Source organism: Clostridium sp. CM041, assembly GCF_055081035.1.
This window is the reverse complement of sequence record NZ_CM143648.1, coordinates 1814541-1829324: the sequence shown is the minus strand read 5'-3', so window position 1 is coordinate 1829324 and position 14784 is coordinate 1814541. Positions and strand designations below refer to the sequence as shown.

The window sequence follows — 14784 nt, the reverse complement described above, 5'->3', positions numbered from 1 at the left end:
GAGATGATACTTTTGATTAAATTATTTAGATTTTTAAAAGAATACACATTGCAAATAGTGCTAATAGTTATATTGATTTTTACTCAAGTACTTGCGAACCTATATTTGCCAACCTTAATGGCTAATATAGTTGATAAAGGTATAGTACAAAAGGATGTAGTTCAAACTATTTCATTTTTAGGATTCAGTGGAACTTATAAAGGAATAGATTATATTATTAGAATAGGCGGACTTATGCTATTATTCTCAGCAGGTGGAGCTATATGCTCAGTTGTAGCTGCATTCCTATCGTCAAGAACTGCTGTAGGGTTTGGCAGGATTATTCGTAATAAATTGTTTGCTAAAGTTGAAGGGTTTTCGCTGCATGAGTTTGATAAGGTCGGTACTGCAACCCTTATAACAAGGACTACAAATGATGTTACTCAGGTTCAAACAGCAACTGTAATGATTTTTTCTATTATGCTTTTTGCACCTTTAACTGCTATAGGTGGTATTGTTATGGCTTTAAGAGAGGACGCACATTTAACCTGGATTTTTGCAGTTGTAATTCCGTTACTTGGAATTATTATTGGAATAACCCTTAAATTCGCTATGCCATTATTTAAATTAATGCAAGTGAAGATAGATAAATTGAATCTTGTATTACGTGAAGGACTTACTGGTATTAGGGTTGTACGTGCATTTAATCGTATAGATACTGAAAAGGCTAGATTTGATGATGCAAATACTGATCTTATGAATAATGCTATAAAAGTGAATAAAATCATGGCATTTTTATTGCCAGTAATGATGTTAATTATGAATGTCACAACAGTTGCTATTATTTGGTTCGGCGCTAAAAGAATAGATGCTTCAAGTATGGAAGTTGGTTCATTAATAGCATTTATACAATACGGAATGCAAATTTTATTCGGATTCTTAATGCTTGCTATGGTATTTATAATGATACCAAGGGCGCAAGCTTCTGCAATAAGAATAAATGAAGTATTAGAAATGGAACCGGAAATCATTGATCCAAAGATTACTAAATTGGCGGATAAACAAAGTGGATATGTTGAGTTTAAGGATGTAACATTTGGCTACCCAGGTGCGGATCAACCAGCCATTAGCCACATAACATTTAGTACAAGACCTGGTGAGACGACAGCTATTATTGGTGGTACAGGTTCTGGTAAATCAACTTTAATCAACTTAATACCACGTTTTTATGATGCAGTTAGTGGCTTAGTATTGGTTGATGGAGTAGATGTTCGCGAAATGAGTCAGGAAGCTCTAAGGTCTAAGATTGGTTTCGTTCCTCAAAATACAGTACTCTTTTCTGGAACTATTGCCGAGAATATTAAATATGGTAAGGATAATGCTACTATTGAAGAAATTCAGCATGCAGCTACGGTAGCACAAGCTACAGATTTTATTAATGGAATGAAAAAAGGATATGACCATCTTATTGCCCAAGGAGGAACAAATGTTTCTGGCGGACAAAAACAGCGTCTATCTATTGCACGTGCCTTAGTTAGAAAACCTGAAATATATATTTTTGATGATAGTTTTTCAGCACTTGATTTTAAAACTGATGCAAAACTACGTGAAGCACTTAAAAAAGAAACAGCAAAATCAACGGTAATAATCATTGCCCAAAGGGTTGCAACAGTTATGGACGCAGATAGAATTATAGTTTTAGATGAGGGCAAAATTGCAGGCATAGGAACTCACAAGGAACTTTTAACTAGTTGTAAGATATATCATGAAATTGTATCTTCACAGCTTTCAGAGGAGGAATTATCATGAGTGAAAATAACAAGAACAATAAATCAGGTGAAGGAGCGGGAAAAGGCATGGGGCGCTCAGGTGGACCAATGGGATCCTTCGCAGGTCCTGTAGTGAAAGCAAAGGACTTCAAAGGTACATTAAAAAGGCTTTTAAGTTATTTAAAGCCTCAAAGAACTAATTTTATTCTGGTATTTATATTTGCGATAGTAAGTACTGTTTTTACAATAGTAGGACCTAAGGTTTCAGCAAGAGCTTTAGATAAATTATTTGAAGGCATAATGAGTAAAGTTGGGTTACTTCAGTTGCATGCTCAGCAGGGCAAAATAGCAGCTTTAATAAAGTCTGATCCAGCAGTTGCAAAGAGGCCTGAAGTAATTGAGGGCCTTGCCAAAATTAAAACTGGAATTTCTAAAATAATGGATGTAAATGGTGGAAAGATAGATTTCATATACATTCGAAATATTATTCTTTTATTATTTGCATTATATATAGTAAGTACAGTTTTTGCGTTTCTTCAACAATATATAATGGCTGGAGTTGCACAGAAAACTGTTTATAACTTGCGTAAAGAAGTTGAAAATAAGCTTTCGCGGTTACCACTTAAGTTTTTTGATTCAAGAACGCATGGTGAGATACTAAGTCGTGTAACAAATGATGTTGATAATATATCAACAACGCTTCAACAAAGTCTTACACAGCTTATTACGTCTGTTGTTACAATCGTAGGTATTATCATTATGATGCTCACAATAAGCCCATTAATGACGCTGGTTGTTATATTAACTTTGCCACTATATATTGTTGTGACAGCGTTTGTAGCAAAACGATCCCAAAAATATTTTGCAGCGCAGCAAAAGGAAATTGGAGCACTTAATGGTCATGTTGAAGAGATGTATACTGGACACAAAATTGTTAAATCTTTTGGACATGAGAAGGATTCTATCGAAGAGTTTAAAAATATTAATGACAGATTATATGTTTCGGGTTGGAAAGCTCAGTTCATATCGGGAATAATAATGCCGATGATGAGATTTGTTAGTAATATAGGTTATGTAGTAGTTTGTGTTGTTGGTGGATTTTTAGCAACGCAAGGTAAAATTAGTATTGGTAATATTCAAGCCTTTATTCAATATTCTAGTCAGTTTACTCAGCCAATAGTTCAAACTGCAAATATTGCTAACATAATTCAATCAACAGTAGCTTCAGCTGAACGTATTTTTGAATTATTAGATGAGGTCGAAGAGCTTGTAGAAACTGAGGATACCAAGGTAGTTGAGCTTCCTAAGGGAGAAGTTAAGTTTGAGAATGTTGACTTTAGTTATAAAGCAGAAGAACCTCTTATTAAGAATATGAACCTTGATGTAAAAAGAGGTCATACAATTGCAATTGTTGGACCAACAGGTGCTGGTAAAACTACACTTGTTAACTTGCTTATGAGGTTCTATGAGATAGATGCAGGTTCAATTACAGTTGATGGAGTGGATATCAGAGACATAAAGCGTGGGGAACTACGTAATATGTTTGGGATGGTACTTCAGGATACATGGCTCTTTAATGGTACTATAATGGAGAACATTGCGTATGGTAAAGAGGGAGCAACTAATGAAGAAGCTATAGAGGCAGCAAGAGCAGCTCATGCGCATCACTTTATAAAGACTCTTCCTGATGGATATAATACAATACTAAATGAAGAAGCTTCAAATATATCACAGGGTCAAAAACAACTTCTTACTATAGCTAGGGCAATACTTGCAAATCCAACTATTATGATACTTGATGAAGCTACAAGTAGCGTTGATTCAAGAACAGAAGTTTATATACAAAAAGCTATGACAGAACTTATGCAAAATAGAACAAGTTTTGTAATTGCACATAGACTTTCTACAATTAAAGATGCAGAGTTAATATTAGTTATGAATAAAGGAAGTATTATTGAGATGGGGAGTCATAATGAACTTCTTGCTAAGAATGGATTCTATGCAGATCTTTATAATAGTCAATTTAGTGGAGCAAACTTAGATAATGAAGTAGTATAAATAAAATAATAATGATAAATGAAATTTTTAAATACCCTATAGAGTAGACAAGTAAAAAAAGTCTGCCCTATAGGGTATCTTTATGTTCATTTTAATAAAAGGATAATTTCATTAGGATTTTCACTATTACTCAGGCATTAGCAAAAATTAATTCACTTTTTTAAGCTACAAATGCGTACTTTATAAATCATACAAATAAAAAAAGACCATTAAATAGTATAACTATTTAATGGTCTTTTTTTAATTATAAAACTGAAATGTTTTCTGCTTGTGGTCCTTTAGGTCCTTTAACGATGTCAAAAGAAACTCTTTGACCTTCATCAAGTGATTTGTAACCATCTGAATTTATTTGAGAAAAATGTGCGAAAACATCTACTCCGTCTTCTCCTGTAATAAAACCAAATCCTTTTTCTCCATTAAACCATTTAACTGTACCATTCATATAATGTATACCTCCGAAATTTTATTTTCTTAAATGCTTTGTAATAGCTCACTAATAAAATTTCGATATTAAAATACTATATTTAAAAGTACCAATTGAAATATATATGTGCTACATTAATTACTATTCATTTAAGTCAATTCTTATGTTATCATAGTTTATTATAAAAAGCAAGTTATATTAACTAATTGTTTTATGTTTAGCATAAAATTAATTGTAGATTAGGAGGATTAAAATGAAAGGAAATCAATTTTAAAAGGATTTTTAGATGAAAAGGGTCAGTAAGGAGGCAACGATATGAATTCTCAAGATATGCTTGTAATTTCATAATTTCTTTGCTTAATTCAGTGTCTTTTGTTCCTTTTTTTATATGATGCGATAATTATGAATTGCAATATATTTTTTCGATAAACAATAAATTTATATTGTAAAACAAAAAATAATGTGGTAATATTGTTTTAAAGTTAATATAAGTTAAGTCGTTAATGTTACAGTTGCGCAGGTGATGATTTAAGGATGCGTATGAAAAATGGAAATGAGTATTGAACTATATACAATAAACAACCTATCGGGAGGTAATATTATGAAACCTATTAAATCCATTGAAAATAATTTAACCAGGCTGTATTTAAGTCTTAAGAGATTCCCTTTAACAGTAATACTATCAGCTTCCACTTTCGCTGTGCTTATAGCTATTTCAGAAATCAATCCAAGAAATGATACTCTAAGTAAAATAGCCTTGGTGCTAGCGATTGGAATACCTCTTTCACTTTGCATAAAACTTTTTTTTGAGAAACGAGAGGAGAGCAATTCATATAATCTTACAATTGCTTATTTCAGTGGCGCCTTATTACTCGTACTTTATTACTTCTTACTTTTAAATAATATAGGAATGGTTACAATTACAAGATACACTGCTGTAAGTCTTGTACTGTATCTAGGATTTATCTTTATACCATATCTTCTAAAAAAAGAACAATTTGAAATGTATGTTATAACTATATTTACAGGCTTTTTCATCACCCTAATCTATTCAATTGTACTTTTCTCTGGACTTTCTGCAATTTTATTTACTATGGATAAGCTGCTTGGAATAATAATTAAAGGTAAAGTCTACTATTATACATGGCTATTTGTAGTTTTTATATTTGCACTTTCATATTTTCTTGCAGGAATACCTCATAAAAATCAAGAAATAACCCCGAAGTCTTATCCAAAACTATTAAGAATACTACTTTTATATATTGTAATGCCGCTTTTAATAGCATATACAATAATCCTTTATATATACTTTGGAAAGATAATAGTAACCTGGAGATGGCCAATGGGTATAGTTTCAAATCTGGTTCTGTGGTACTCAGTTATCGTTACAATCATCTTATTCCTTATTACTCCTATAAGAGAGAAGGTAAGCTTTGCAAATAAATTTTTAACATTTGCACCTAAAATAATACTTCCTCTTTTGATAATGATGTTTATTTCCATAGGTATAAGAATAAATGCTTACGGAGTAACAGAAAATCGATATTTTGTTGCTATTTTAGCCCTCTGGGTATTTTTCATAATGCTGTATTTCTGCTTTACTAAAATGCTAAGGAATATAATAATTCCGGTTACACTTTCAATTATTACCCTTATTTCTGTATTTGGTCCGTTTAGTAGTTACTCAATTTCAAAAATGAGCCAAAATAATAGACTCGAGAAAATTCTTATAAAAAACAACATGATTAAGAATGAGAAGTTACAAAGATCTACTAATATTTCGATTAAGGATAGGGAAGAGGTAGTCAGTATACTTGATTATTTCAATAGAAACCACAGCCTTCGAGATGTTAAATATTTGCCCAAAAACTTAAAATCAGATGATATTAATAAGGTATTAGGGTTTCCTGATAATCCAAGCTACAGCTCCCTTAATAAAGCTTTTAATTTTACGAGAAGACCCTCAGATAAGAATATAGACATAAAAGGATATGATTACTTAATTGATATGAAAAACATAAACAATCTTCGCGATAGCTCAAATAGTGCCTTAGCTGTATCCTATGATTATGAATCAGAGACTATAAAAATAAGGTATGCTAATAAAGAAGTTTATAGCGAGAACTTAAATTCATTTGTAAAGATACTTGCTGATAAATATTCGGCTGCACCAAATGTGGATGGATTACCCACTGAAGAATTGACATTGGTTGATGAAAATCAAAAAATAAAGGTCAAAATTGTATTCTTAAATATAACTGGTAATAAAAATCAAAAGACGCAAAAAGTTGAGATTAAGGACATTGATTTATATTTACTAGTTAATAAAAAGTAGATTTTAATTTAAAGGGATAAAATTACAAGTTGTGGAGGGAATTTTTATGAAACATTATGGGAACACTTCTTTATCATTTGTCAGCCGGGGGATGTTTTAGAGTACGGGGAAGAATAGTAACAAAGTTATTAATTATTATACGAAAAAATTTAGTAGAGGGGAGCTAAGGAAGCATTCCCCCCTCTACTAACATCTTAACTGATAGCTACTTTTCTATTCATATATAACTTTACTTACGCTGCGAAGTCTACCTTTGATAGGTGTTTCTTGTAATTCATTAAACACCAACTCACCCTTATTATTTAATATTTCTACAAAAGTAGATATATCAATTATATTGATGATTCCTATATCATCTTTTGTCATGCCGTTAATACTGCAAAGTGTACCTACAATATCCATTGCTCTCATCTTTGTTTTCTTACCTGCGTTAATATGTAATTTCATAATTTCTTTGCTTAGCTCGGCGCCTTTTGCTTCTTTAACTTCAGGTCTTGTATTCATTTTTCGCGCAAATTCTTCTTTGGCATTACTTACGGTTTTGGTTGAAGGTCTTTCATTCAAAATAATTTCTTTGCCAATATATTGATGTATATCATTTAAAAATCTGCTTTCGTTTCGGGTTACGAAGGTAATTGCATGGCCTATATTTCCTATGCGGCCAGTTCTCCCTATCCTATGAACATAGCTTTCTTTGTCGCCCGGTATATCATAATTAACTACAAGGCTAATGCTATCTATATCTATGCCTCTAGCTGCAACATCTGTAGCCACTAGATATCTAAAATAACCTTTTTTAAAATCATTCATTACTCTTAATCTATCACTTTGTTCCATTCCGCCATGTATTTTTTTACAAGTATACTCGAGATTTGCCAGTTTATTATAAACTGCATCTACTTTTAGTTTTGTATTACAGAATATTATACAGCTATCAGGGTTTTCTACTATGGTTATATCTCTTAAAAGGTCTATTTTATCTAGTTCGTCTACGTTATATCTTTCTTGACATATATTACTTTTTAATTTGTTTTGGTCCTCTATTTCTATGTATATAGGATCTTTCATGTAGTTGTTACATAAAGTCTCTATGTCTCTCGGCATTGTGGCTGACAATAACATAGTAACGCGTTTTTTTGATAAGCCACTTATTATTGTTTCTATCTGATCTACAAATCCCATATTAAGCATTTCATCAGCCTCATCTATTACAAGATACTTTATATTTGATGTATCAAATGTACCTTTTTCTAAATGATCTATAATACGACCAGGTGTGCCAACTACTACATGCGTCTTTTGTTTAAGTTCCTTTTTTTGATCATAGAAAGGAGACTTTCCATAAATTGCAGATACTTTAAGTCTTTTAAATCTACCTATATTAAAAATATCTTCTTTGACTTGAATAGCAAGCTCTCTTGTTGGTGTAAGCACTAATGCTTGGGGTTTATTTTCTTCCCAATCTACTAATTGGCAAATAGGAATGGCATATGCGGCAGTCTTCCCACTTCCGGTTTGGGACTTTACTACTACATCCTTTTGCGCGAGTACCGCTGGTATAACCTGCTTTTGGACTTCTGTGAAATTCTTAAAATTTAACATGTTAATTGCTTTTAATAACTCACTGCTTAACTTACAATCGTTGAAATTTGCATTTATCATTTGATCATCTCTTTCCTTATAATTCTATTACTATTATTGTTAGGAATATATATTTTTTTATGCTCCACATACAAGGATTCTCCATTTTTTTATCTGCTACAGATGGCTACATTGTCCTTATCATTACATTGGGATCACCAATATACACACTAACTTTTTTATTATATCACACCCATGTATTTCAACGTAAATATTACCACCGAAACAGGAAAACATTGAAAATAGCTAAATTTAATTTGAAGTAATGACTTCATACCCTCTATTATCGATAATTCAGGGTGCTAATGTTTTGCAATATAAATTCATTGATAAACAGTGAATTTGCATTGTAAAAAAAAAACTAATGTGATAATATTGTATTAAAGTTCATATAAGTTAAATTACAATTTTATATCATTTAAGATCTGGAGATAAAAAGCAAACAACATAAATTGTTGAAATAAATCACATTGATTTATACTTACTTGTTAATATAAAGTAGCATTTACTTTTAAAAAATAAAATTACAAGTTATGGAGGGAATTTTTATGAAATATTATGGAAAAACTTCTTTATCATCCCTACTAAAGTTAATGCTAGATGGTTTAATTGTTATAGGGTTTATTGTGTATTTATTAATACTTAGAAAAGCATTGGTGACTGAGCAAGTAAACTTACTTAATTTTAAAAATATTATCACCTGTGTTCTATTCGTCCTAGGTGGTTTTGCATTACTTTGTATAATGTATTATCTTAGGTGCATTATGAATTCATTAGTTAAAGCAAACCCTTTTGTATGGAAGAATGTTGAAAGTTTAAAAATTGTTGCTGCTTCATGTTTTATAATTGCTGCTTGTTATGTGCTCAATTTTTTTATTAACAATCAATATTTAAATTTAAAGATAATAGAAATTGATGCTAAAGGGATTCACACAGATATTGAGTTTATAATTTTCTTTTTTGCAGGTTGTTTTACATTAGTTCTTTCTAAGGTTTTTAAACAGGCGATTGAAGTTAAAGAAGAAAATGATTTTACGGTATAGAATTTGCGTTATATAAACAAATTGAGGTGAAATACATGGCAATAATAGTGAATTTAGATGTAATGATGGCCAAAAGAAAAATTTCTTTATCTGAACTGGCAAATAGAGTGGGAATTACAAATTCGAATTTGTCTATATTAAAAACCAATAAAGCAAAGGCAATAAGATTCTCTACCCTTGAGGCTATATGTAGTGAGCTTCAGTGCCAGCCAGGAGATATTTTAGAATACAGAGAAGAATAGTAACAAAAAACTTAGTGAAAGCTATCGAAGGTAACTACTGAAATATACATATATTTCGGTGGTTTTCTGTCGTTTAAATATAATTTACTTTAATACAAATATATGGACATATAGTTTTATTTTTCTTTTAAAATGCTTGTTATTTTGGTAGAATGAAATTAGCGGAGTAACTCCGTTATTGTAGATAAGGGGGAGATTTTATGGCGATTCGAAATATTTTGTTTGATTTGGATGGGACTTTGTTAGATACAAATGAACTAATTATACAATCTTTTCAGCATACTTATAAAATGCACTTGAACAAGCAAGTAGATAAAGAGGAGATTATTAAAAACTTTGGAGAAATTTTAAAAATTACATTAGATAGGGAATTTGGTGAGGACAGTGAAGAAGCCATTAAAACCTATCGTAGATTCCAAACCGGTAACTTCGAAAAGTTGATTACAATCCACGAGGGGGTAAGGGAAGGAATAATAGAGCTCCATAGACAAGGATATAATCTTGGAATCGTTACTTCCCGTTTTAATGATTCGGCCATTAAAGGATTAAAACATTTCGGATTAATGGATTATTTTGAAAGCATTATAGGGGCAGACGATACAGACCAACATAAGCCAAATCCTACCCCAGCACTTATGGCTTTAAAGGAATTGAAAGGGAAGCCAGAGGAGACCATCTTTGTGGGGGATAGTCCATTTGATGTTTTATGTGCGAAAAATGCAAAAATCACATCCGTGGTTGTTGGGTGGAGCGCACTGCCTATGGACATGATTCTTAAGTATGAGCCCGATTATGTTGTAAACAGCATGGAAGAATTTATAAAATTGGTTGAAAAAGTAGTATAATTTAAAGAGAAATAGATTTAATATTGAGATTTTGAATGTGAGGAATATATATGATTGAATCCATAATTCTAGCTCTTTTTGTTGCAAAAATAAAAGGGTACAAAGTAAGACCACTTTTTAAGACATGGGCAGTATATCCTGTATTAGCATTTGTACTAATATATGTAATTTTAGAGGTAATGCTATTCCATGGTAATTATGCATTTATAAAGTATGCCAGCACTTTTCATTATTTTTATCTTTTAACGTTTTTGATTTTGATTATTAAATATAAGCTTAATGTTAGTGCAATTATTGGATCAATATTTATTTTTATTGGAACTGCCTTGAATAATACTGCTATAGCAGCTAATAATGGGAAGATGCCAGTATTTCCAACTTTAGCATACTTAACTGGTTATGCAAAACCAGATTCTTTTATGAAAGTAAATGACATACATATTATGGGGAGTGAAGCAACTAAGTTGAAGGTTTTAACAGATATAATTGATGTGGGTTACAGCGTTATGAGCATTGGAGATATATGTATAAGAGTTTTTGCCTTTATTATTATATTTAATACCATAAAGATCATTAATGAAACGGACAGACATAATGAGGTCTGAGGGTTGCATTAGTAGTATCTGAAGTTTTATTGAATTATATTAAGAATTATATCCTATTTTGTAATATTAATGGTATAATTGACAATATATACATAGGTATTTTAGAAGGTTGTTAGGGGAGAAGTAAAATATGTTGAAAATAACGTTGTTAGAGTTTTTATTTAGAGGTCTGCCGGAAGGATTTCTAATTTTTTTCGCAGTATATGTATTTTCAAAGACTGTTATTAATATAAAAAGATATATAATATCAAGTATTATTTTTATTATAGCAGTTTATTTAATAAGGTTACTACCAATTCAATATGGGGTACATGCTATTCTCAATATTATAGTAATTATTGTATTAACGGTTAATATAAATAAAATTAGTATAATTAAATCCATAAAAGCAGGTATAATGACAGTAATTCTCGAATTTATTTGTGAGGGAATTAATGTTTTTATAATTGATAATATCTTTAAAGCAGATTTTATGTATGCGTTAAGCGAACCTTTATTAAAAACACTATATGGGATTCCATCCTTGCTGGTTTTTGCAATTATAGTATCCACATATTATTTATATGTTACTAGAAGAAAAAAGATGAGAGAGGTAATAAATGGAGAAATTATCTGATAATATTGCTAATAAAGTAGCATTAGAATTATCCCTTGATGAGGATAATAGAGAGGTAATTGCTTATGGCACTTTTGCTTTAATGCAGATGTTTATTTCTATAATTATTGTATTTTTGTTTGGATTGTTGTTTCATGTAGCGTTTGAAGCTCTAATAATTTCCTTTACAGCAAGTATTCTTAGAAAATATTCTGGAGGAGTTCATGCAAGTTCACCAGGGATTTGCACTTTCATAGGAACAATTGTATGTGTAGGAGGGGCGGTATTAATATCGCTTTTAATGAGCTCAGTGGTTAATTTAAAATTAATTATAATAATAGGAACATTGATTTTTATATGGTCTTATTACATAATTTACAAATTAGCCCCAGTGGACAGTGCTTCAAAGCCTATAGTAAAAGAAGAAAAAAGAAAGCGGATGAAAAAAGGATCTACAATACTTTTAAGTGTTTATTTAATCATTTCAGTATTTATTATCCTGTTGTATATAAATAGTGGTGGAATAAATCTACTTTTTTATGCTCTATGCATATATTCAGGCATCTTATGGCAAGCATTTACGCTTACAGCTCCAGCACACTTATTAATAGGTAAAGTAGATACCTTTTTAAATCATAAATATTAAGAAAAGGAGGTAAAATTAGTATGAAGAAAATAAATAAACACCTATTCACTTTAATTGCAGTAGTAACTACATTTGTGGCGGCTTCTGTAGCTTCTTCAGCATGTTGGTGGTTTACTTATCAGCCTGTAGAACCAAAATGTCTAAGAGAAAAATAATAAAGAAATGAGGTCAGTTTTACTGGCCTCATTATTTTTTTAGTAGTGCAGACCTTAAAATAAAAGCAAAACTTATAAAGAAGCTATTGATGAGATTTGTAGATCTAGCGATAATCAGTTCGATAAAGAGATTGCTGATGCCTTTATCCAAGTTATTATAGGGAGTGAAAATGTACTTGGTGATAGAGAGGCCTTGAAAATATAAAAAGCATTGATATTATAAAGAAATTATAAGATAATACATTAGTAACGAATCAAATGAAGAAGGAGTTTTATTTTATGAATGAATTACTTAAAGAAATTGAATATAATAATGGGAAATTTCCAGAAGCGCAATTAAAGCAAATAATAAACCACAAAGAAGAGTTCATACCTGAATTACTTGAGATATTAAAAAATGCTAAAGAAAATTATGGAGATATTTTAGAAAAAACTAATTATTTTGCGCATATATATGCCATTTTCTTGTTAGCACAGTTTAAAGAAAAGCAAAGTATTGAGCCGATTATAGATTTAATTAGTCTACCAAATGAAATTTCAGACGATATTTTTGGTGATTTTCTTACAGAGGATTTACACAAAATTTTAGCATCAGTTTGTGGAAGCGATATGGATCCAATAAAAAGATTAGTAGAAGATAGCAGCGTTAATGAATATGTTAGAAGTGCTGCGATTAAATCCTTTATTGTACTTCTGGGCGAAGGAGTTATATCACAAAGTGAAGTTATTGAATATTACAAAAGTTTATTTGAAGAGAAACTTGAACGGGAATTTTCACAAGTTTGGAATGAGCTTATATATGATTCTTGTGAAGCGGGTCCTAGTGAATTATATGAACACATAAAAAAGGCTTATAAAGATGGACTAATAGATGAGGAGTGCATTTCTTTAGAAGAAGTGGATGGGGCTATTAAAATCCATGATAAAGAAAAATTTCCAAAGTTAAAAGAGGAAGGGTATTCATTTCTTAAGGATACTATAGAAGAGTTAAGGTGTTGGAGATGTTTTCCTAGAGAGAGTATTGAGTCTAAGTCGCAATATATGCTAGGAATTAACAAGATGAATAAAAATAAAAATAAAAAAAAGCAGGTAAAAGCTACAAAAAAAAAGCAAAGAAAAAAATAGAGGAAAACCCGTAGATTGATTTCTACGGTTTTTTTTAGGTTATAATTTTTTTTAGCAATAACCATTATTTCATTATCAAGTTCATATAAATACCAAGAATTTCATAGTATTACAACAAGGTAAAAAGCCTAAAATAAGTGTATTAAATTTTAAAAAAAGAGGAGGTTTTTTTATGTCACACAATAGTAATATATCTTATAATGAAGATCGTGATAAAATCCAAAAAGATAATGCGATAGGGGCGCTAAATAATATAGCAGAAAGTCATAGTATAAAAGATCGAGTTCTTAAAAAACACTCTGATATTGAGTCATTAGAAAATGTGAGTAAGGTGAGAACAAATAAGGATAAGAGTGAAGATAACAGTGATGGAAGTTATAAAATTTCAAATTTTTTATAAGGTACATTAAAAACAGGCAAAATCCTTGCCTGTTTTGTTTTCTATTATATAATTAATTCTCTTCAACATATTTTATGATATTGTCAGGATTTCTTAGTGCTAATAAATCCACACCTTTTTCATACTTTTTAATATCGCCTGTTGTATAAATCTCAAATGAACCGTTAGTCTTATCATTATTAATAATATTATTTTCTTGTAAATACTGCTTTAACTCAGCACATTGTTGTAAAGCAGGATTTATAAAGTTTATATTGGGATAACATTCCTTAAATATATCCATTATTAGTGGGTAATGAGTGCATCCTAAAATAATAGTATCAACATTTTCTTTAGTAACAATAGTTCCGATATGATTTTTTACTATACACTTAACAGCCTCAGATTTATAATCAGAACTATCAATGATTTCTGCTAGTTCTGCACTCCCTTCTGATATAATTTGTATTTTACTATTAACTTTTAATAGAGCTTTATTATAACAATGAGTATTTACTGTAAAACATGTAGCTATTAAACCAACAGCATCTTTGTCTGTACTTTTACTTATAGTATCAATAACAGGATTAATAATACCAATTATTTTAATGTCATAATCCATACTAAATAGTTCTATTATACTGGATATTGTATTACAAGCAATTGCTATCACCTTTACATTTTTACTAATTAGAAAATCAATCATACGTTTTGTTAAGCTCGTAATCTCGCCTACTGTTTTGTTCCCGTATGGTACATTTTTATTATCTCCAAAATATATTATATTCTCGTAAGGAAGGAGAAGTTGAAGTTCTTTAACAACTGATAAACCTCCTATTCCGGAATCAATAACTCCGATAGACCTATTATTATTATTATTATTATTATTATTATTATTATTATTATTATTATTAATCACGATATCACCCCTTAAAATTAAATT

The 14784-nt window shown here is 30.4% G+C and carries 15 protein-coding genes; 12 read left to right on the top strand and 3 right to left on the bottom strand.

Translation table 11 applies throughout. The annotated features are described in order from the left end of the window. Window positions 1–12: 12 nt before the first annotated feature. Together ACWJJT_RS08545 and ACWJJT_RS08540 are read left to right on the top strand one after the other, a co-directional pair. The gene (locus tag ACWJJT_RS08545; protein WP_462954388.1) at window positions 13–1788 is read left to right on the top strand and encodes an ABC transporter ATP-binding protein; all 1776 of its coding nucleotides are present in this window, start codon (window positions 13–15) and stop codon (window positions 1786–1788) included. Then, on the top strand, window positions 1785–3806 hold the full coding sequence (locus tag ACWJJT_RS08540; protein WP_216303844.1) for an ABC transporter ATP-binding protein: 2022 nt from the start codon (window positions 1785–1787) through the stop codon (window positions 3804–3806). The genes ACWJJT_RS08545 and ACWJJT_RS08540 overlap by 4 nt, the downstream gene beginning before the upstream one ends. A gap of 244 nt (window positions 3807–4050) precedes the next feature. Here ACWJJT_RS08540 and ACWJJT_RS08535 read toward each other — a convergent pair whose 3' ends face one another. Next, the gene (locus ACWJJT_RS08535) at window positions 4051–4248 is read right to left on the bottom strand and encodes a cold shock domain-containing protein (RefSeq protein ID WP_165413285.1); all 198 of its coding nucleotides are present in this window, start codon (window positions 4246–4248) and stop codon (window positions 4051–4053) included. A 583-nt stretch (window positions 4249–4831) separates the two neighbouring features. Here ACWJJT_RS08535 and ACWJJT_RS08530 point away from each other — a divergent pair. Continuing rightward, window positions 4832–6565: a DUF4153 domain-containing protein gene (locus ACWJJT_RS08530; protein WP_462954387.1), complete on the top strand. Its 1734-nt coding sequence runs from the start codon at window positions 4832–4834 to the stop codon at window positions 6563–6565. Window positions 6566–6778: 213 nt separating this feature from the next. Here the strand turns inward: ACWJJT_RS08530 and ACWJJT_RS08525 are convergent, their stop codons facing one another. Beyond that, window positions 6779–8227, bottom strand: coding sequence for a DEAD/DEAH box helicase (locus tag ACWJJT_RS08525; protein WP_462954386.1), 1449 nt, complete (start codon window positions 8225–8227; stop codon window positions 6779–6781). A 527-nt stretch (window positions 8228–8754) separates the two neighbouring features. On the opposite strand from ACWJJT_RS08525, the gene ACWJJT_RS08520 reads away from it, so the two are divergent. From ACWJJT_RS08520 to ACWJJT_RS08480, 9 genes are all read left to right on the top strand, one after another. Further along, on the top strand, window positions 8755–9249 hold the full coding sequence (locus ACWJJT_RS08520) for a DUF2975 domain-containing protein (RefSeq protein ID WP_462954385.1): 495 nt from the start codon (window positions 8755–8757) through the stop codon (window positions 9247–9249). Window positions 9250–9284: 35 nt separating this feature from the next. Continuing rightward, the gene (locus ACWJJT_RS08515; RefSeq protein ID WP_165413294.1) at window positions 9285–9491 is read left to right on the top strand and encodes a helix-turn-helix domain-containing protein; all 207 of its coding nucleotides are present in this window, start codon (window positions 9285–9287) and stop codon (window positions 9489–9491) included. 200 nt (window positions 9492–9691) lie between these two features. Next, the gene (ppaX, locus tag ACWJJT_RS08510; RefSeq protein WP_462954384.1) at window positions 9692–10336 is read left to right on the top strand and encodes a pyrophosphatase PpaX; all 645 of its coding nucleotides are present in this window, start codon (window positions 9692–9694) and stop codon (window positions 10334–10336) included. Window positions 10337–10386: 50 nt separating this feature from the next. After that, window positions 10387–10941 carry a DUF5317 family protein gene (locus ACWJJT_RS08505; protein ID WP_462954383.1) on the top strand — a complete coding sequence of 185 codons (555 nt, stop codon included), beginning with the start codon at window positions 10387–10389 and terminating at the stop codon, window positions 10939–10941. A 130-nt stretch (window positions 10942–11071) separates the two neighbouring features. Continuing rightward, complete coding sequence (locus ACWJJT_RS08500) at window positions 11072–11557, top strand: hypothetical protein (RefSeq protein WP_462954382.1); 486 nt, start codon at window positions 11072–11074, stop codon at window positions 11555–11557. Further along, window positions 11541–12182: an accessory gene regulator ArgB-like protein gene (locus tag ACWJJT_RS08495; RefSeq protein WP_462954381.1), complete on the top strand. Its 642-nt coding sequence runs from the start codon at window positions 11541–11543 to the stop codon at window positions 12180–12182. The genes ACWJJT_RS08500 and ACWJJT_RS08495 overlap by 17 nt, the downstream gene beginning before the upstream one ends. A gap of 20 nt (window positions 12183–12202) precedes the next feature. After that, on the top strand, window positions 12203–12337 hold the full coding sequence (locus ACWJJT_RS08490; RefSeq protein ID WP_216303228.1) for a cyclic lactone autoinducer peptide: 135 nt from the start codon (window positions 12203–12205) through the stop codon (window positions 12335–12337). A gap of 279 nt (window positions 12338–12616) precedes the next feature. After that, window positions 12617–13462 (top strand): DUF1186 domain-containing protein, encoded by an 846-nt coding sequence (locus tag ACWJJT_RS08485; RefSeq protein WP_462954380.1) that lies wholly within the window; start codon window positions 12617–12619, stop codon window positions 13460–13462. Between the two features lie 172 nt (window positions 13463–13634). Beyond that, window positions 13635–13862, top strand: a complete 228-nt coding sequence (locus tag ACWJJT_RS08480; RefSeq protein WP_462954379.1) for a hypothetical protein — start codon at window positions 13635–13637, stop codon at window positions 13860–13862. 52 nt (window positions 13863–13914) lie between these two features. Here ACWJJT_RS08480 and murI read toward each other — a convergent pair whose 3' ends face one another. Continuing rightward, window positions 13915–14760, bottom strand: coding sequence for a glutamate racemase (gene murI / locus ACWJJT_RS08475; protein ID WP_462954378.1), 846 nt, complete (start codon window positions 14758–14760; stop codon window positions 13915–13917). Window positions 14761–14784: the final 24 nt, after the last annotated feature.